The organism is Streptomyces sp. NPDC044044 (genome assembly GCF_056434405.1).
Genome location: NZ_JBWKFG010000002.1, coordinates 720,951 through 740,116 on the forward strand (window position 1 = coordinate 720,951; position 19,166 = coordinate 740,116).

Annotated in this window: 14 protein-coding genes and 1 pseudogene; 7 read left to right on the top strand and 8 right to left on the bottom strand. The window is 70.0% G+C overall.

What is annotated here, in order from left to right; translation table 11 throughout:
• Window position 1: 1 nt before the first annotated feature.
• The 3 genes from AC07AG_RS09110 to AC07AG_RS09120 are packed head-to-tail and all read right to left on the bottom strand — an operon-like array spanning window position 2 to window position 2,660.
• Window positions 2-1,204 carry a thiolase family protein gene (locus AC07AG_RS09110; protein ID WP_478753956.1) on the bottom strand — a complete coding sequence of 401 codons (1,203 nt, stop codon included), beginning with the start codon at window positions 1,202-1,204 and terminating at the stop codon, window positions 2-4.
• Window positions 1,205-1,206: 2 nt separating this feature from the next.
• The gene (locus AC07AG_RS09115) at window positions 1,207-1,878 is read right to left on the bottom strand and encodes a CoA transferase subunit B (protein ID WP_478753352.1); all 672 of its coding nucleotides are present in this window, start codon (window positions 1,876-1,878) and stop codon (window positions 1,207-1,209) included.
• A complete protein-coding gene (locus AC07AG_RS09120) occupies window positions 1,878-2,660 on the bottom strand; it encodes a CoA transferase subunit A (protein ID WP_478753353.1) in 783 nt (260 codons plus the stop codon). The genes AC07AG_RS09115 and AC07AG_RS09120 overlap by 1 nt, the downstream gene beginning before the upstream one ends.
• Before the next feature lie 188 nt (window positions 2,661-2,848).
• Between AC07AG_RS09120 and AC07AG_RS09125 the strand changes: the two genes are divergently transcribed.
• Window positions 2,849-3,316 (top strand): MarR family winged helix-turn-helix transcriptional regulator, encoded by a 468-nt coding sequence (locus tag AC07AG_RS09125; protein ID WP_478753957.1) that lies wholly within the window; start codon window positions 2,849-2,851, stop codon window positions 3,314-3,316.
• A gap of 25 nt (window positions 3,317-3,341) precedes the next feature.
• On the opposite strand, the gene AC07AG_RS09130 is transcribed toward AC07AG_RS09125, so the two are convergent.
• Entirely contained in the window at window positions 3,342-4,256 is a 915-nt protein-coding gene (locus tag AC07AG_RS09130) for a DUF3048 domain-containing protein (protein WP_478753355.1), read from the bottom strand.
• Between the two features lie 104 nt (window positions 4,257-4,360).
• The gene (locus tag AC07AG_RS09135) at window positions 4,361-6,154 is read right to left on the bottom strand and encodes a hydroxysqualene dehydroxylase (RefSeq protein WP_478753357.1); all 1,794 of its coding nucleotides are present in this window, start codon (window positions 6,152-6,154) and stop codon (window positions 4,361-4,363) included.
• 400 nt (window positions 6,155-6,554) lie between these two features.
• On the opposite strand from AC07AG_RS09135, the gene AC07AG_RS09140 reads away from it, so the two are divergent.
• The 4 genes and pseudogenes from AC07AG_RS09140 (at window position 6,555) to AC07AG_RS09155 (ending at window position 10,787) form a co-directional block, all read left to right on the top strand.
• On the top strand, window positions 6,555-7,619 hold the full coding sequence (locus AC07AG_RS09140; RefSeq protein WP_478753358.1) for an ABC transporter substrate-binding protein: 1,065 nt from the start codon (window positions 6,555-6,557) through the stop codon (window positions 7,617-7,619).
• Complete coding sequence (locus AC07AG_RS09145) at window positions 7,616-8,470, top strand: ABC transporter permease (RefSeq protein ID WP_478753359.1); 855 nt, start codon at window positions 7,616-7,618, stop codon at window positions 8,468-8,470. Before AC07AG_RS09140 ends, AC07AG_RS09145 begins: the two co-directional genes overlap by 4 nt.
• Window positions 8,446-9,204, top strand: a pseudogene (locus tag AC07AG_RS09150) (ABC transporter ATP-binding protein); the annotation flags it as partial. The gene AC07AG_RS09145 and the pseudogene AC07AG_RS09150, both read left to right, overlap by 25 nt.
• A gap of 260 nt (window positions 9,205-9,464) precedes the next feature.
• On the top strand, window positions 9,465-10,787 hold the full coding sequence (locus AC07AG_RS09155) for an LLM class flavin-dependent oxidoreductase (RefSeq protein ID WP_478753361.1): 1,323 nt from the start codon (window positions 9,465-9,467) through the stop codon (window positions 10,785-10,787).
• 14 nt (window positions 10,788-10,801) lie between these two features.
• On the opposite strand, the gene AC07AG_RS09160 is transcribed toward AC07AG_RS09155, so the two are convergent.
• Window positions 10,802-11,863 carry an ATP-dependent DNA ligase gene (locus AC07AG_RS09160; RefSeq protein WP_478753363.1) on the bottom strand — a complete coding sequence of 354 codons (1,062 nt, stop codon included), beginning with the start codon at window positions 11,861-11,863 and terminating at the stop codon, window positions 10,802-10,804.
• A 73-nt stretch (window positions 11,864-11,936) separates the two neighbouring features.
• Between AC07AG_RS09160 and ligD the strand changes: the two genes are divergently transcribed.
• Entirely contained in the window at window positions 11,937-12,950 is a 1,014-nt protein-coding gene (gene ligD / locus AC07AG_RS09165) for a non-homologous end-joining DNA ligase (RefSeq protein WP_478753365.1), read from the top strand.
• A gap of 134 nt (window positions 12,951-13,084) precedes the next feature.
• Here ligD and AC07AG_RS09170 read toward each other — a convergent pair whose 3' ends face one another.
• Both AC07AG_RS09170 and AC07AG_RS09175 read right to left on the bottom strand, forming a co-directional pair.
• The gene (locus AC07AG_RS09170; RefSeq protein WP_478753366.1) at window positions 13,085-15,292 is read right to left on the bottom strand and encodes an OmpL47-type beta-barrel domain-containing protein; all 2,208 of its coding nucleotides are present in this window, start codon (window positions 15,290-15,292) and stop codon (window positions 13,085-13,087) included.
• A complete protein-coding gene (locus AC07AG_RS09175) occupies window positions 15,289-17,703 on the bottom strand; it encodes a ThuA domain-containing protein (RefSeq protein ID WP_478753959.1) in 2,415 nt (804 codons plus the stop codon). The genes AC07AG_RS09170 and AC07AG_RS09175 overlap by 4 nt, the downstream gene beginning before the upstream one ends.
• A gap of 347 nt (window positions 17,704-18,050) precedes the next feature.
• On the opposite strand from AC07AG_RS09175, the gene AC07AG_RS09180 reads away from it, so the two are divergent.
• Window positions 18,051-19,133 (top strand): multicopper oxidase domain-containing protein, encoded by a 1,083-nt coding sequence (locus AC07AG_RS09180; protein WP_478753368.1) that lies wholly within the window; start codon window positions 18,051-18,053, stop codon window positions 19,131-19,133.
• Window positions 19,134-19,166: the final 33 nt, after the last annotated feature.

The following is a 19,166-nucleotide window of genomic DNA, read 5'->3' on the forward strand; positions in this document are numbered from 1 at the left end:
CTCAGCGTTCGAGGACCAGGGCGAGGCCCTGGCCGACGCCGATGCAGAGGGTGGCGACGCCTGTGCCCGAGCCGCGCCGGGCGAGCTGATGGGCGACGGTGCCGGCCAGCCGCGCGCCGGACGCGCCGAGCGGGTGACCGAGCGCGATGGCGCCGCCCTGCGGGTTCAGGACGTCCGGGTCGAGGCCGGGCCATTCGGCCACGCACCCCAGCACCTGTGCGGCGAACGCTTCGTTGAGCTCCAGCGTGCTCAGGTCACCGAAGGACCTGCCCGCCTTCGTGAGCGCCCGGTCGACGGCCTCGACCGGTGCGAGCCCGAAGTGGTGCGGCTCGATCGCGGACACGGCGGACGCCGAGACACGGGCCAGCGGCTCGCGGCCCGTAGCCCTGAGCCCTTCCTCGTCGACCAGGAGCAGCGCGGCGGCGCCGTCGTTGAGCGGCGACGCGTTGCCGGGCGTGACCGTGCCGTCGGGGGTTCGGAAGGACGGCTTGAGTCGGGCCATCGCCTCCAGGGACGCGTCGGCGCGTACGCACTCGTCGCGCTCGAAGAGGACGGCGTCGCCCTTGCGTTGCGGGACGGCGACCGGTGCGATCTCCGCGTCGAACAGGCCGTCCTTCTGGGCCTGCGCCGCCTTGCGGTGCGAGGCGAGTGCGTACGCGTCCTGCTGCTCGCGCGTGATCCGGTGCTTGTCCGCGATGAGTTCGGCGCTCTCGCCCAGCGGGACCGTCCACTGCGGCTCCATCCTCGGGTTGACCATGCGCCAGCCCAGAGTCGTGGAGTACAGCTCCGTGTGCCCGGCGGGGAACGGCCGGTCGTTCTTCGGCAGGACGTAGGGCGCGCGGGTCATCGACTCGACTCCGCCGGCCAGGGCGATGGAGACGTCGCCGAGCGCGATGGCTCGCGCGGCCTGGATGACGGCTTCGAGTCCGGAGGCGCAGAGCCGGTTGACGGTCACGCCGGGCACCGTCACGGGCAGGCCCGCGAGCAGGGCGGCCATGCGGCCGACGTTGCGGTTCTCCTCGCCCGCGCCGTTGGCGTTGCCGAAGTAGACGTCGCCGATCAGTGCGGGATCCAAGTCCGGTGTACGGGCGAGGAGTTCACGGATGGCGTGGGCGCCGAGGTCGTCGGGCCTGACGCCCGCGAGTGCGCCGTTGTACTTGCCGACGGGGGTGCGTACGGCGTCGACGATGTAGACGTCACGCAGGCTCATGACGGGGTTCCTTCGGGGATGGCGGCACAGACGGCTTCGGGGATGTGGACCGTGGCGGCGGTCTTGGCGATGACCTCGGCCGTGGTGACCCCGGGGGCCAACTCGACCAGTTCCAGGCCGGTTTCGGTGACGTCCAGGACGCCGAGGTCGGTGATGATCCGGTTCACGCAGGCCCGGCCGGTCAGCGGCAGTGCGCACTCCTGAAGGATCTTGGGCGAGCCGTCCTTGGCGGTGTGCGTCATCGCCACGATCACCGTGCGCGCCCCGTGCACCAGGTCCATCGCCCCGCCGATCCCCGTGATCATCTTGCCGGGGATCGCCCAGTTGGCCAGGTCCCCGCGCGCGGAGACCTGCATGGCTCCGAGCACGGCGACGTCGATGTGGCCGCCGCGGATCATCCCGAAGGACAGCGCGGAGTCGAAGTAGGAGGCTCCGGGCCGGACGGTGACCGTCTCCTTGCCCGCGTTGATCAGGTCCGGGTCGACCTCGGCGTCCGTGGGGTAGGGGCCCACGCCGAGAATGCCGTTCTCGGACTCCAGGACCACCTCGACGCCCTCGGGGAGGTAGTTGGGGATCAGGGTGGGCAGTCCGATGCCCAGGTTCACGTACTGACCGTCGCGCAGCTCGCGTGCGGCGCGTGCGGCCATCTGCTCACGGGTCCAGGCCATCAGCCGCTCACCGTCCCTCGTGCCGCGGGCGCGGAGGCCGTGCGCCGTTCGATGCCCTTGTCCACTGCCTGCTCCGGGGTCAGCTCGACGACCCGCTGTACGTAGATCCCCGGCAGGTGTACCGCGTCGGGGTCGATCTCGCCCGGCTCCACCAGCTCCTCCACCTCGGCGACGGTGATCCGTCCCGCCATCGCGGCGAGGGGGTTGAAGTTGCGGGTGGACTTGTTGAACACGAGGTTCCCGTGGCGGTCGCCCCTGGCGGCCCGCACCAGCGCGAAGTCGGTCCGGATGCCGCGCTCCAGGACGTACTCCTCGCCGTCGAACTCCCGCACCTCCTTGGCCGGGGATGCGAGCGCCACCCCGCCCGAGCCGTCGTAGCGCCACGGCAGCCCGCCGTCGGCGACCTGCGTGCCCACCCCGGCCGGCGTGTAGAACGCGGGGATCCCGCACCCTCCGGCGCGCAGCCGCTCGGCGAGCGTGCCCTGCGGGATCATCTCGACCTCCAGCTCACCGCCCAGGTACTGGCGGGCGAACTCCTTGTTGGCGCCGATGTACGACCCGGTCACCCGCGCGATCCGGCCCGCGGAGAGCAGCACCGCGAGCCCCGACTCCATCGCCCCGCAGTTGTTGGACACCACCCGCAGACCCGAGACCCCGGACTCGTACAGCGCCCCGATCAGCACGCCGGGCACACCGCTGAGACCGAACCCGCCCACCGCGAGCGACGCGCCGTCCGGCACGTCCGCCACCGCGTCGGCGGCGGAGGCCACCACCTTGTCCATCCGTCGAGCCTCATCTCTTCCAGGCCTTCGATGCCCCGTCCATGCCCCGCACATTAATCAGGGCACTGACTATTTCTGCGAGGTTGAACTTACGCTGCCACTCGTTCCCTAAGCCGTCAAGGGCGAGTACTGTTCAGTGCACCTACGAAAAATCCGTGCGCGAGGCACGCGAGGCAGTGGAGGAACTCATGGCCGCGGTGGACCTGACCACCCACCCCGGGCACCTGGCCCGGCGGCTGCAGCAGGCGCACTATCTGCTGTGGAACACGATGGTCTCCGAGGAGATCACCTCGCCGCAGTTCGCCGTCCTGAACGCCCTGATCGCCGAGCCCGGCCTTGACCAGCGCACCGTCGGCGAGCGGGTCGGCCTCGACCGGTCCACCATCGCGGAGGTCATCAGCCGCCTGATGCGCCGCGAGCTGCTCGACAAGGTGCGCGACCCGCAGGACGGCCGCCGGTATCTGCTGCACCTCACGGACGAGGGCAAGCGCACGCACCGCAAGCTGACCGTGCGCACGGCCCGGATGAACCAGGTCTTCCTCGGGCCGCTCTCCGCGGACGAGCAGACCCTGTTCTTCGACCTGATCCAGCGGGTCTCGGACGCGGCGGAGGACCTCCGCAACCCCGCCGAGCAGCTCGCCGCCCCCCGGGGCTGAGACCGCAGAGACCGCGGCCGGGCCCTCACGCCTTCGCGTACACCACCCACACCTGGCCCTTCGCGAACGGCAGCGGCTCACCGCCGTCCGCCGCCGTGAACTCCGTGCCGTCCTGCTGGGACGACCGCTCCCAGCGCGCCGCGTAGGCACGGCCGTCCCGCAGGACCCGTGCCTTCCCCGAGCCGACGGTCTCGGTGAACGGCGTGTTGTTCCCCGAGCGGTCGTGGAAGCGGGACTCGCGCACCTTCACGTACTGCACGACGACCGTCGAGGCGGCCAGCTGCTTGCCGTCGGCCGTGCGCGCCCGCGTGCCGTCCATGGAGACCAGCCAGCGATCCTGCTCGCCCGACCAGGTGAAGGTGAACCGTGCCGCGGGGAAGCGGACCGTGCGCTCACGCTCCGGGGTGCCGCCCTTGGGACGCGGACCGAACTGGAAGCCCGTGCTCTCCAGGCCCCCCTTGCCCAGATCGGCGTCGAGCGCCTTGGGACGTACGAAGAGGTTGTGCGGGGCCGGCTTCGCGCCGCTGCGGAAGTAGGCGTCGCCCGGCGCCTTGCCGGGCGAGAGCGGTCGCAGGGGAGCCGCCGAGATCAGCGGCAGGAGCTTCGACTGCGCCCCGGAGAACGCGAGAGCCGGATCGTCGAACTGCCGCAGCAGCTCCAGATCCGTCTCCCGCGCGCTGCGCACCGGTCCGATCACGGGCGGCAGCCGCCCCGCGTACACCGCCATCAGGCGGCTCAGCCCGGCCTCGACCTGTTCCGCGTACACGACGTCGGCCGCGTCCAGGCCCGTCTGCGGGCGGGCCGGGCCCACATTGTCGATCTTCACGGCGAGGACCCGCCCACCCGGGTCCGCCTTCCCGTCGCCACCCCTGGTGTCGCTCAGGGTGCAGCCGGGCACCAGGCCCAGGGCGGCGACGGCCGCCACCGCCGCCACCGTCATGCGTCGTGTCCGCGTTCCTGCTCCCGTTCCCATACTGGCTCTCTACCCCGTCTGCCCCTGCTCTCCCGTCCCGCGGACCCTCGGTCCTCGCGCCCCTGAGTCCGTCACCCCAGGTCGAGGGCGTTGCGCAGGCCGAGCCGGTAGCGGGTGCGGTCATGGCGCTTGAGGAGCTCGATCGCGGGGGCGCGGAACAAGGAGGCGACCGTGCACGGTGCGGCGTCCGAACCGACCCTCTCCAGGAGAGCGTTCACCGCCTGGCGCGCCGATGTGTTGGCGCCCTCCATGGTCGCGAGGTCGATCGGCACGGACACGTAGTCACCCGCCAGATAGAGGTTGGGGATCTTCGTGGCGGCCGACGGGCGGTTGTGGAGTGTGCCGACCGGGTGGATGAGCAGCTCGTCCTCGTTGGTCGGGTTCGGTGTCCCGATGCCGTCGACGCCCGGGTCCAGGAACCACGAGTGCAGCTTGCCGTCGCTCAGGACCACCTTGCCGGTGTCGTTGAGGGCGGCCTTGAGCTGCGCCCACACCTCCTTGGCGACCTCGTCGCGCGTGCACTGCTTGGCGGTCTTGCCGTAGAGGATCCCCGGCTTGTCCCACTCGGAGATGTCCACGGAGAGGCACTCGACCGCGACGCCGTCGCCGTACTCCGCGGGGAAGTCACGGTCCGGCCAGTGGCCCGCCTGCGCGATGCCGGTGAGCGACCAGGGGGAGTCGATGCAGTTGAAGTGGCCCTTCACCACGGGCGGGCGCTCCGTCAGATAGAACTGGATGCCCGTCATCCAGTCCGTCTCCAGCTTGTCGCAGCGCGCCAACTGCGGGTCGGCCGCCTTCAGTTCCGCGCTCCACGTCCTGCGCGCGTGCTCCACCGGCATGGCCTGGATGTAGTGGTCGGCGGTGACGTCGTGGCGTACGCCGTCGGGATCCTCGATGACGGTCTTCGTGATCCGGCCACCGGCGAAGCCCAGCTGCCGCACGTTCCAGCCCATGCGGAACTCCACGCCCAGCGACTTCAGATGGGTCACCCAGGGATCGATCCACGCCTCGTTCGTCGGCGCGTTGAGCAGCCGGTCCGGCGGGCCGTCGGCGCCCTGGCCGAGCGCGTTGAAGACGAAGGCCTCGCCGAGCGTGCCGACGGTGCGGGTGCTCGCCTCCTCGGCCTTGGTGGCGACGATGTTGCGGGTGACGCCGATCGCGAGGATGCGCTGGTAGTCCTTCGACATCTTCGCGGCGCGCACGAACTCCCACCAGGGCATCGCCTCCCAGGTGTCGTCGCGGCGCTCGTCGCAGCTGGTGAGGAAGACAAGGGCGCGGTTCACGAAGTACGCGACCTCGTGCGCGGGGAGGTTGAAGGCGGTGTCCAGGAGCGCGGTGAGCGCCCGCGCCAGATCGTCCAGGGTGAGCTTCTCCGGCTCGCTGCCCGGCCACGGGATCGGCATCCGGATGTCCTCGCGCCCGGTGCGCGCGAACGACATCTCGCGCGGCGCCGCGAGGTTGTCCCAGACGCCGTTCGGGTTCCCGGGGAAAGGGATGCGGCGCATCGTGTCCGGGAGGTTGTGGTAGATCCCCGGGATGAAGCGGAACCCGTGCTCGCCGGGCAGCGGCCTGCGGTTGCCCTTCGCGCTGTCCGGTACGTCCATGCTGCGGGCCTTGCCGCCGAGCGCCCTGCGCTCGTAGACCGTGACGGCGAAGCCGCGCTCGGCCAGTTCATGGGCCGCCGTGAGACCGGCGACACCGCCGCCGAGCACGGCCACGGACTGCCGCGCCGGATCCGCCCGCGGGGCGCGGTCGTCGGCCGCCGCGGGCAGCGCTCCCGCCCCGAGGGCCGCCATGCCGCCCGCCGCGGCCGCCCCCGCGACGAACGTCCGCCTCGTGCTGCCCGCAGCTCCCGAACACCCCATGAACCGTCCCCCTTACCGTAAGTAACTCCCGTATCAGGCGAGGGAGCTTACGGTCGGCGCCCGTGACGGGGAAGCGGCGCGAGGCCGCACGGCCGAACATTGGCGTGAATGCGTTCCCGGCAGGGGTGCCGGGCGGTGGTGTGACGTGCGTATGGCCGGAGTGCGAAGGCTGCGTTTCCGGAAAGCCGGGGCGCGTGAGATGACTTGACCCTCTCTTGGCGCCGTGGCTAGTTTCGACGCCATGCGAATATCCCGGCGGTTCAAGCAGCGGCGCGCTGTTGATCTGATGCGCGTCGCCACCGCTCTGTGTAGCTGACGCTCGGAACGTATCTCGTAGGAAGTCTCGGAATTCCAGGCTTCTCCTTCTTCCGTGCACGTCCGCACTCCCGGGAAAGAGCCCATGCCCACACACAAACGGGCAGCGCTCGGCGCTGCCCTCGTCGCCCCGCTGCTCCTGGCGGGATGCGCCGACAACACCTCGTCGACCACGACGGTCGACGCCAAGCAGGTCTCCGCCAAGATCCCGGAGAAAGCGGATCCGGACACCACCATCACCGTCGGAGCGCCGGACGCCCAGGTCGCCCTGAAACTCTCAGGACAGCTCGGCAAGCTGCCCTTCAAGGTGAAATGGGCCAACATCAGCGGTGGCCCCCAGTGCTCCGAGGCATTCAGGGCGCATTCCCTCGACGTGTGCTCCGCTGCTGAAATCCCGTCCATTCACGCGCATTGGACGGGACTCGACACAAAACTGGTGGCGGCCAAATTCCGCAAGGACCCGCTGAAGCACCCCACGTACGAAATCGGAATCGCACCCGGCGCGGACATCGACACACTGAAGGACCTGCGCGGCAAGAAGATCGCCTACAGCCCGGGGCAGGCGCAGGGCGCACTCGTCCTGCGGATCCTCGCCAAGGCGGGACTCGCCAAGGACGACGTGGAACTCGTCGAACTGCCGAGCACCGGCGACGTCTACCCGTCCGCGCTCGGCAACGGCCAGGTCGACGCGGCGCCGCTCGGTGGGGTCAACATCAAGCGCTATCCCGCGAAGTACGGCAAGGACGGCGCGAAGACGATCCAGCACGGCCTGAGGGACGACCCGGGCCATCTGTGGGTGCCGACCGAGTCGGTGGAGGATCCCCAGAAGGCCGCGGCCATCAGGGAGTTCGTGAAGTACTGGGCGCGGGCCGCCGAATGGGCCGACCAGCACCCCGACCAGTGGATCGACGGGTACTACGTCAAGGACCAGGGCCTGACCCGCGAGGACGGCAAGTATCTCGTCAAGGGAATCGGCCACCCCGACATCCCGGCCGACTGGACCGCCGCCATCGCGCGGCAGCAGAAGACCGTCGATCTGCTGGCGAAGGAGACCGGCAAGGAGTCCTTCGACGCGGAGGTCCTCTTCGACCGGCGGTACGAGTCGGTCGCCGCGGATGCCATCAAGTCCGGTGAGGGGGAGGGCACATGAGCGTCGATGCTCCCGCTCTGACCAAGTACGTCACCCGTACCGAACCCGTGGCCCAGGCGCGCCGCAGGCCCCGGCGCCGCAGGCTCGGCCCCGGCCGCCCCGTCCCGTACGGCTGGGCGATCGGTCCCCTGCTGCTCCTCGCGCTCTGGTCGGCGGGGTCGGCCGCCGGGTTCATCGACGCCCGCAACCTCTCCGCTCCCTGGACCGTGGTGAGCACCGCAGGCGACCTGATCGCCGAGGGGCGGCTCCAGTCGAACCTCGCCACCTCCGCCGAACGGGCCCTGTTCGGGCTGCTCTTCGGCACGGCGGCGGGGCTCGCCCTCGCGATCGCCGCGGGGCTCAGCAGGATCGGTGAGGGCATCATCGACGGACCCGTGCAGATCAAGCGGGCCATCCCGTCGCTCGCGCTGATCCCGCTGCTCATCCTCTGGTTCGGCATCGGCGAGTCGATGAAGGTCATCACCATCGCGCTCGGCGTGTTCGTGCCCGTCTACATCCACACCCACAACGGCCTTCGGACCATCGACGGCCGGTACGCCGAACTCGCCGAAACCGTAGGGCTTTCGCGCACCGGGTTCGTGCGGCACGTCGTCCTGCCGGGGGCGCTGCCGGGCTTCCTGCTCGGCATGCGGTTCGCGGTCACCGCGGCGTGGCTCTCGCTCGTCGTGGTCGAGCAGGTCAACGCGACCAGTGGCATCGGCTACATGATGGAGCTCGCCCGCACCTACGGGCAGACCGACATCATCATCGTCGGCCTCGTCGTGTACGGCCTCCTCGGTCTCATCTCGGACGCACTCGTCCGGCTCGTGGAGAGGAAGGCGCTGTCATGGCGACGCACACTGGCGGGCTGACGGACGCGGGCGAAGCGGCTGTCGTCGACGCGGCCGCCGTCATCGACGCAACCGTCCGCATCGAGGGGCTCGTCCGCTCCTTCGGCGACCGGAAGATCCTGGACGGTCTCGAACTATCCATCGGCGCAGGCGAGTTCGTGGCGCTCCTGGGCCGCAGCGGCTCAGGGAAGTCCACGCTCCTGCGGGCACTCGCGGGGCTCGACCACGAGGTCGAGGGCAGCGGAGAGCTGTCCGCGCCCGGCGATGTCTCGGTCGTCTTCCAGGACGCGCGGCTGCTGCCCTGGAAGCGGGTCCTGGACAACGTCGTCCTTGGTCTGGCGGGACCCGGGGCGCGGGAGCGTGGCCGCGCGGCGCTCGCCGAGGTAGGTCTGGCGGGCCGCGAGGACGCCTGGCCCGCGGACCTGTCCGGCGGCGAACAGCAGCGGGTCTCGCTCGCCCGCTCCCTGGTGCGCGAGCCTCAACTCCTGCTGGCGGACGAGCCGTTCGGCGCCCTTGACGCGCTCACGCGCCTCCGCATGCACGCCCTGCTGCGACGCCTCTGCGAGGCACACCGCCCCGCCGTGCTCCTGGTCACCCATGACGTCGACGAGGCGATCGCACTCGCCGACCGGGTGGTCGTCCTGGACGCGGGGCGGATCGCGGCCGACGTACGGGTGGAGCTTCCCGCTCCACGAGGCCAGGGGAGTCCCGCGTACGCGGCGCTGCGGGGGAGGCTGCTGCGGCAGCTGGGGGTCGGAGCGGACGGCGACGAGCCGGCCGGTAGCGAACCGGCCCGGCACGGCGCTGCCCCTGCGCCGGATCACGGCCCGGCGGAACGCGCCGACCGGACGGACGGGGATCGCGGTGCGGTGGGCGGTCCCGCCGACGCGGTGGCCGTCGGCCCGGCGGGCGCCGGCGCCGCGGGTAATGCCCGTGCGTCCGTCACCCCGGCGGACGGCAGCCCCGTCGGCGATGCCCCCGCCCGTGGCGGGCGGGCCGCGGAGGTGAGCCCCGCATGAGCCGCCGCGAGCTGCACCTCAATCTCTTCGTCTACCCCGGCGGGCACCACGAGGCCGCCTGGCGCCACCACGGTTTCGACCCCGCGCGGATCCTGGACATCGAGTTCTACCAGGACCTCGCACGGCGCGCGGAGGCCGCCACCTTCGACGGGATCTTCTTCGCCGACGGCCCGGCCCTCGCCGACAACGTCCGCTACGCGAGCCGCTTCCGCCTGGAGCCCTTCACCTGGCTCTCGGCGATCGCCGCCGTCACCCGGCGCATCGGCCTCATCGCGACCGCGTCCACCACCTACAGCGAGCCGTACAACCTGGCCCGCCTCTTCGCCTCGCTCGACCACCTCAGCCGTGGCCGTGCGGGCTGGAACATCGTCACCACCGGAGCGCCGCAGGCCGCCCTGAACTTCGGCCTCGACGCGCACCCGGTGCACGCCGAACGGTACGACCGGGCACGGGAGTTCCTCGATGTCGTCACCAAGCTCTGGGACAGCTGGGAGGACGATGCGCTCGTCGCCGACCAGAAGAGCGGGCTCTTCGCCGACACCGACCGCATCCACGCCATCGACCACGAAGGGCCGCACCTGAAGGTCCGCGGTCCGCTCAACACCCCGCGCACACCGCAGGGCCGCCCCGTCTACGTACAGGCGGGCTCGTCGGAGGACGGCCGTGCCTTCGCCGCGCGCCACGCGGAGGCGGTGTTCACCGCGCACCAGACGCTCGGCAACGGCCAGGACTTCTACGCCGACCTCAAGAAGCGGGTCGCGGGGCTCGGGCGCGACCCGGACAAGGTGCTCGTGCTTCCCGGCATCAGCCCGATCATCGGCTCCACGGAGGCCGAGGCGCGCGCCCTGCACGACGAGTACAACGAACTCACCCAGCCCGCGTACTCCTTGCAGCTCCTGCACCGCATGCTCGGCCTGCGTCTCACCGCCGAGCAGCTGGACGGTCCCGTGCCCCGCGAGCTCATCGAGACCGGCGGCGAGCGCGGCAACGGCAGCCGCTTCCAGGTGATCCTCGACATCATCGACCGCGAACAGCCCACCGTGCGGGGCCTGTTGCACCGTCTGGCCGGGGCCCGTGGGCACCGTGTCATCGCGGGCACGCCCGAGCAGGTCGCCGACCAGATCCAGGAGTGGTTCGAGCAAGGGGCCGCCGACGGATTCAACGTCATGCCACCAGGGCTGCCCGACGGCTTCGACCTCTTCGCCGACCAGGTCGTACCGATCCTGCGCGCCCGCGGCCTGTTCCGCACCGAGTACACGGGAACGACCCTGCGCGACCACTACGGTCTCGCACGCCCGGACAGCCAGTACGCCGCGTGACCGGCTGACGCCCGCTAGCGCAGCACATCCGCCAGGTCGTACCGGACCGGCTCCTCCAGCTGGGCGAACGTACAGCTGTCAGGGGTACGGTCCGGTCGCCAGGTGCGAAAGCGCGCCGTGTGCCGGAAGCGCTGACCGTTCTCCATGTGGTCGTAGGCCACCTCGCATACGCGCTCGGGGCGCAGCGGCACCCAGGACAGGTCCTTCTTGCCCGACCAGCGGCTCGGCGCGCCCGGCATCCGCGACGTCTCGTGCGCCGACTCGTCCGCCCAGGCCGCCCAGGGGTGCCCCTCGTCCGACTCCATCCGCAGCGGCTCGAGCTCCTGCACCAGCTCGGCGCGCCGCTGCATCGAGAAGGCGGCGCAGACGCCGACGTGCTGCAGGGTGCCCCCGTCGTCGTACAGGCCGAGGAGGAGCGAGCCGACGATGGGGCCGCTCTTGTGGAAGCGGTAGCCCGCGACCACGCAGTCCGCCGTGCGCTCGTGCTTGATCTTGAACATGAGGCGTTCGTTCTGGCGGTAGCGCAGGTCGAGCGGTTTGGCGATGACGCCGTCAAGGCCCGCTCCCTCGAACTGCTCGAACCACGTCCGGGCCAGCTCCGGGTCCATGGTGGCGGGCGCGAGATGCACGGGGGCGCTCACGCCCTCCAGGGCCTCGGTCAGCCGTGTGCGCCGGTCGGTGAGGGGTGTGTCGACGAGGGCTTCGTCGTCCAGGGCGAGCAGGTCGAAGGCCACGAACGACGCCGGGGTCCGCTCGGCGAGCGTCCGCACCCGGGACGCGGCGGGGTGAATGCGCTCCGTGAGCGCGTCGAAGTCGAGCCGCCCGTCCCTGGCGATCACGATCTCGCCGTCCAGGACGCAGCGGGCCGGAAGACGGTCGAGCAGGGCCTTGGCCAGCTCGGGGAAGTAGCGGGTCAGCGGCTTGCCCGTACGGCTGCCGATCTCCAGGTCGGCGCCGTCCCGGAAGACGATCGCGCGGAAGCCGTCCCACTTGGCCTCGTACTGCATGCCCGGCGGGATCTTCGCCACGGGTTTGGCGAGCATGGGCTTGACGGGGGGCATGACCGGCAGATCCATGCCTCGATTCTGGCCCCATACGTCACTCTCCGCCCGGTATGCGACTTGTCTCCATTGCGCCTAGCGTGGCCGCATGGGTGGAAAAGCGGTCGAGCTCGACGCGGGCGGGCGGACGGTGCGGCTCTCCAGCCCGGACAAGGTCGTCTTTCCGGAGCCGGGCTTCACCAAGCTGGACGTCGCCCGCTACTTCCTCGCCGTCGGCGACGGGATCGTCCGCGCCCTGCGCGACCGCCCCACGACGCTCCAGCGCTTCCCGGACGGGGTCACCGGCGACTTCTTCTACCAGAAGCGCATCCCCAAGACCCACCCCGACTGGATCCCCACGGCCACCATCGCCTTCCCCAGCGGCCGCACGGCCGAGGAGATGTGCCCCACGGAGGTCGCGGCCGTCATCTGGGCCGCCCAGTTCAACACCCTCACCTTCCACCCCTGGCCGGTACGGCGCGAGGACACCGACCACCCCGACGAACTCCGTATCGACCTGGACCCGCAGCCCGGCACGGACTACGCGGACGCGGTCCGGGCCGCGCACGAACTCCGCGCGGTCCTGGACGAGTTCGGCCTCAAGGGCTGGCCCAAGACGTCCGGCGGACGCGGCATGCACGTCTTCGTGCCGATCGAACCGCGCTGGGACTTCACCGGCGTACGACGGGCCGTGATCGCCTGCGGCCGCGAACTGGAGCGCCGCATGCCGGACGCGGTCACGACCGCGTGGTGGAAGGAGGAGCGCGGCGAGCGGATCTTCGTCGACTTCAACCAGACCGCCCGCGACCGCACGATCGCCTCCGCCTACTCGGTGCGGCCCCGCCCGAACGCCCCGGTCTCCGCGCCCCTGCGCTGGGACGAGGTCGACGACGCGGTGCCGCGGGACTTCGACATCGGCACGATGCCGGAGCGGTTCGCCCAGGTCGGCGACGTACACGCGGACATGGACCAACACGCCTTCTCCCTGGACGCGCTCCTCGAACAGGCCGACCGCGACGAGAAGGACCGCGGCCTCGGCGACATGCCCTATCCGCCGGAGTACCCGAAGATGCCGGGCGAGCCGAAGCGGGTGCAGCCGAGCCGGGCCAGGCACGAGGAGTAGCGCGGAGGAGAGTGCCCACAATCGGGGCGTCCACCGGCTCATCCGTCCCTCCGCCACAGGCAACGGCGCCCTCGCCCCGGACAGGGGCGAGGGCGCCGCAGTGGGATGCGATCAGCCGTGGAGAGCCGGGATGACTACAGCTCCTTGACCCGGATGTCCCGGTACGAGATCACGTCCGTGACCCCGTGGACCTGCACCCCGACATAGCCGGACGAGTACCGCCGTCCGTCCGTGCCCGGGTCGTCCCCACGCGGCGGCGTGAACTCCTGACCGCCGGTGTTGTCGAACTCGTTGATCAGGACGCCGTTGCGGTAGATCGAGTAGTGCTGGTCCACCACCCGGATCTCGTAGTCGTTCCACGTGCCCTTCGGGGTGACGCCGGCGCCGGCGAGCCCCACCCGGTCGAAGCCGTAGACCGACCCCGTCTTGTACATGTCGCCGTCAGGCCTGTCGAGCGCCTGGATCTCGTGCCCGTACTTGATGGCGACCCACTCCGGACGTGACTCCTCCGGGTGGTCGTGGACCTGCGGGAAGCGCACGAAGACACCGCCGTTGGCGTTGCCGTTGCCCGGCGCGTCGTCCCGCCACTGGAGCTTCAGCGAGAAGTCGCCGAACTTGCGCTGCGGGAACCACAGCATGCCCATGCCCTCGACGGTGGTGCTGCTGGTGATCGAACCGTCGGCGTTCAGGCCGAACTTGCCGCCGCCCACCTGCTCCCACTTGTTCAGGGAGGCCTGGGTGCCGTCGAAGATCTTGCTGTAGCCCTCGGTCTGGCCGGGCTTGCCGATGCCGGACTGCTTGGCGGCCTTGTTGATCTTGTTGTACTCGCGCTGGTCGATCTCACCGGCCTTGAGGAGCTTGTCCGTGACGCTCTTGACGTGCTTCAGGAAGAGCGCGTGCGAGGTCCACTCCTTCTCGTCCTCGATCATCTCGTTGATGCGGCACCGGTTGTTCGTGACCCGGTTCGGGATGCCCGTGTCGATCGTGCCGACGATCACCGTCAACCGCTCGTCGTACTCGGCGCAGTTGGGGGACGGAACCCCGCCGCCCTCCGCGACCGTGAACGAGACGTCCTTGGCCGCCGAGGTGTTGCCCGCCTTGTCGCTCGCGCGGTACGCCACCGTGTGCCGGCCCACGCGGTCGACGACGACCGGGTCGGCGTAGGCGAGGTACGGACCGCCGTCGAGGGAGTACTCGACCTTGTCGACACCGGAGTCGGCGTCGGTCGCGGTGACGCTCACCTTCGCCTTGCCGACGTACGCGCCGTCCGAGTTCTTGTCGCCCTCCACCTTCGCGGTGGTCTCCGGCGGCGTCTTGTCCTCGACCGGGGGCGTGACCACGGTGAACTCGACGGCCTTCTCCGCCGCCTGGTTCCCCGCCTTGTCGGAAGCGCGGTAACGGATCTTGTGCGCGCCCGCCGCGTGGACCATGACCGGCGCGGTGTACGCCGTCCACTCGCCGCCGTCACCGACCGCGTACTCGATCTTGTTGACACCGGAACCGGTGTCGGACGCCGTCACGGTGACGGTCGCCATCCCGATGTACTCGCCCTTGTCGTTCTTCTCGCCGGTCACCGTGGCCGAGGTCTCCGGGGGCGTCTTGTCGTCGGTGTCCGGCGCGACCACCGTGAAGTCGACGGCCTTCTCCGCCGCCACGTTGCCCGCCTTGTCGCTCGCGCGATAGCGGATCTTGTGGGTGCCGACCTGGTCGACGACCACGGGCGCGGTGTACGGCTGCCAGGCGCCGTCCGCCCCGACCGCGTACTCCGTCTTGTCGACGCCCGAACCCGCGTCGGTCGCCGTCACCGCGACGGTGGCCGAACCGACGTACGCGCCATCGGAGTTGGTCTGTCCCTCGACCTTCGCGGCGGTCTCGGGAGCGGTGGTGTCCTCGCCGCCGCCCTCGGTCACCACGAGGATGCCCTGCATCGAGCCGTGGCCGGGGATGGTGCAGTGGTAGCGGTAACGGCCCGGCGAGAGGGTGACCTCCGCCGTGTGCTTGCCGCCCTGGTCGTCGTTCGGGTTGGCCAGGATGTTCAGCGGTACGTCGTTGTTGTACTCCGGGTCGGAGACGTCGAACGTCAGCGTATGCGGCATGCCGGTGTCGTTGCCGGTGGCCTCACTGTTCTCAAAGACGATCGTCGTGGCGCCCGCGACCGCCGTGGTGGGCGCGGACGCGTACTTGTCGATCGCGTTGTTCGCCGTCCAGGTCAGCGTCTGGGCCGCTGCCCGGCCCGGGTTGTCGGGCTGGCTCGCCGCCGTCGACGTCAGGCCGAGCACCATCAGGAGCGACGCGAAGAGCGCCGTCCAGAGTCTTCGCTTGCGCACCGCGGGCAAAGTCATCCCGCCCTCCTTGCCAGGTCCTTGGCGGCAGGTGTGGCCTCGCCGCCCGAGTAAGTGACGCGCCACAGCGCCGACTTGGAGTCCGAGGTGAAGAACCCGCGGCCGTAGTCGAGTACGTACAGCGAGCCGTCGGGGGCGAACTTCCAGTCCATGAGGTTCTTGATGCCGTCATTGCCGATCGGGATGATCTTCTTCAGGGACTCGGCGTGCGTGGGCAGACCGCCGCTGCCGACCGTCTTCGGGTCCATGATCACCGCGTGCCGTGGCTGGTCGGCGTCGTAGAAGTCACCGACGAACCACTTGCCGTCCCAGTACGAAGGCCATTTGTCCGCACTGGTGTTGGCCGCGTCGAAGCGGTACACCGGTCCGTTCATCGTGGCCTGGCCGCCGCCCTTGAGCCACGGCAGGAGCGTCTTCTGCTCCGACGTCTTGTAGCTCGGGACGCCGTTCGCGTCGCGCGGGTAGTCGACGCCGCCGCCCTGCGGCGAGTACCAGATGTTGTTCGGTTCGGCCGGCGGGATGTTCACCAGGCCGTCGTTGTTGGGCGACTCGTTCTTGAGGTTCTTGCAGTCGTACCAGCCGAGCGGCTTCGTCGGGTCCGGCAGATTGCGGTCGCGGTAGGGCTGGTTGTTGCCCATGCAGTACGGCCAGCCGCGGTTGGAGGCGTGGGTGATCGCGGCGAACGTGTCGTACTTCGCCGGGCCCCACGTCGTCGACGGCTCACCGGCGTCCGGGCCGACCCAGCCCGCGTAGAGGGTGTCGGTCTTTTTGTCGACGGAGATGCGCGCGGGGTTCCTGACGCCCATCACGTAGATCTCGCCGCGCGTCTTGCCGCCGCCCTCGTCCGGCTCCTTGCCGGTGAAGAGGTTGCCCGTCGGGAGCGTGTACGTCCCGTCGTCCTCCGGGTGGATGCGCAGGATCTTGCCGTTGAGGTTGTTGGTGTTGCCCGCGGTGCGGCGCGCGTCCGCGAAGGAGACGCCCTTGAAGTTGGGCTGCGGGTTGTTGCCCGAGTAACCGTTGCTGAACTGCGAGGAGTTGTTGTCACCGGTCGCGATGTAGAGATTGCCCTTGGAGTCCCAGGCCATCCCGCCGCCCGCGTGGCAGCAGCTGTGGATCTGGACGGGCCACTTGAGCAGCACCTTCTCGCTGGCCAGGTCCAGTTTGTTCGTGGTCTGGTCGAGCGTGAAGCGCGAGACGTAGCGCTCGGCCATGTGCGTCTCGCGGTTGATCTTCGAGTGGGGTGTGTAGTGCAGGTACACCCAGCCGTTCTGCTCGAACTTCGGGTCCAGCTCGATGCCGAGCAGGCCCTCTTCGACCTTGATCAGCTCATCGCCGCCGCCCTTGTTGCCGAAGACGGTGAGCGCCCCGGCGAGCGTCGACTTCTTGGTCTTGGGGTCGTAGACGTGGATCTCGCCCTTGCCCTTGCCGATGTCCGGGTTGTTCCAGTCGGTGATGACCGGCTGCGAGGAGTCGGCGCCGCCGCGGCCGATGTAGAAGATCCGTCCGTCGGGCGCGGTGACCAGGCCGTGCGGCTCGCCGATCTGGTCGTTCTGGCCCGGCTGGTTGGCCTGGGTCAGGCGCTGCGCCTTGTAGTTGGCGGTGATGGTCGACTTGCAGTCGGCGCGCGAGATGCGGGTCGTCCAGTTCAGGGCGCCGCGCAGGTGCTGGCGGAAGTCGGTCTCGTCGTACGAGGCCGCCATGCCGCCCATCCCGGTGTAGAAGGCGCGTCCGCCGTCGTAGTCACGGCACCAGGAGATCGGGTGGTCCGCGCCGTTCTTGCTCTCGCCAGGCTGGTACGTCGACTCGCGCACGCGGGCCACGGTGTGGACCTCGCCGGACGGGTTCTTCGTCCAGTTCAGCCACTGGTCGGGGCGCTTCCACTGGAGCGGAAGATCCTTGGTGGCCGGATTCTCCCGGTCGCCGACCTCGACGGTGGCGCGCTGCACGTTCGTCGGGCTGGAGTCGGCGGGGCGAGCCCCGATCAGACCGGTGAACCAGGTCGAGTACGGCTCGGCGCGGGCCGCGTCATGGATGCCGAGGAAACCGCCGCCCGCCTCCATGTAGGCCTCAAGGCCTGCCTCCTGCTCGGGGTCGAGGACGTCGCCGCCGCCGGTCAGGAAGGCGACGGCGTTGAACTTGCCGAGCTTGGCCTCGTTCGTGAAGACGGCGGGGTCGTCGGTCGCCTCGATCTTGAACCGCTGGGCGGCCGGTCCTGATTGGCCGATCTTCTCGATGGCCTCGATGCCGGCGTTCACGACCGGTGACTCGTCACCGCCCGCGGCCGACCCGTGGAAGACCAGGACGCGCACGTTCGCCTGGCCGGGCGGCGACGGCAGGGACATCGTTGTCAACGGTGGCGCGGGAAAGGGCCGCGCGGTGGCGGCCTGTGTGGAGAGCGCGCCGGTGACCATGGCTCCGGAGAGCAGGGCGGCGGCCCAGGCGCGGCGCGAGCCGACCCGGCTCCGGTGGTTCCGGTTCTTGTCCTGGCGGTTCGGTCTGCGTCTGGCTCTGCTCAACCCTCGTACAGCCAAGGGTTCTTGATGCGGTGTGAGCCGCATGAGTACACCCACCCCTCGTCGGTCACAGCAACAGGCGCGGATGAAGCTAGACCTCTTTTCGCCACTCGCCAATAGGTAACACCGGAATACCGCGAACTTTGTCCTGCGTGTGGATAAACGAAGATCCCCCCAGTACCGTGTGGCCGTCTCGGGGGCCACCTGTGCCCCGTCAGTCTCCGTACCGCAGTGGGGAGTTCGGCATGGACCGACGCAGCTTCAACCGGCGGATGCTCGTGGGTGGGGTGGCCGCGACGGCCGGGGTGACATCGTTGTCGCTCGCCGCCGCGCCCGAGGCGAGCACGGCCGAAGGGCCGAAGACAGCGCCGGCCGGCGGCGAGGTCCGCCGCATCAAGATGTACGCCGAGAAGCTGGCGGACGGGCAGATGGGCTACGGCCTGGAGAAGGGCAAGGCGTCGATCCCCGGTCCGCTCATCGAGCTGAACGAGGGCGACACCCTGCACATCGAGTTCGAGAACACCATGGACGTCGACGCCAGCCTGCACGTGCACGGCATGGACTACGAGATATCCAGCGACGGCACCAGACACACCAAGAGCCACGTCGAGCCGGGCGGCAAGCGGACCTACACCTGGCGCACGCACGCGCCGGGCCGCCGCAAGGACGGCACCTGGCGGCCGGGCACGGCGGGCTACTGGCACTACCACGACCACGTCGTCGGCACCGATCACGGGACGGGCGGCGTACGCAAGGGGCTCTACGGCGCGCTGATCGTGCGCCGCAAGGGCGATCTGCTGCCGGACAAGACCTTCACGATCGTCTTCAACGACATGACGATCAACAACAAGGCGGGTCACGACAGCCCCAACTTCGAGGCCACGGTGGGCGATCGTGTCGAGTTCGTCTCGATCACGCACGGCGAGTACTACCACACGTTCCATGTCCACGGTCACCGCTGGGCGGACAACCGCACGGGCCTCCTGACCGGCCCCGACGACCCGAGCCAGGTCCTCGACGACAAGATCACCGGGCCCGGCGACTCGTTCGGCTTCCAGGTCATCGCGGGGGAGGGGGTGGGCGCGGGCGCCTGGATGTACCACTGCCATGTGCAGAGCCACTCCGACATGGGGATGGCGGGGCTCTTCCTGGTGAAGAAGGCGGACGGGACGATCCCGGACTACGAGCCGCATCATGCGGCCGGGGCGGCGAAGAAGTCCGGTGGCTCAGATGACTCGGGTGGCTCAGGTGACTCAGGTGACTCAGGTGGGTCCAAGGGGTCGGAAGCCGACGGGGAGGACGCGGCGTCCGGCCACGAGGGCCACTAGGGCACTAGGGGCAGGGCTTAGGCCCCCAGGGGC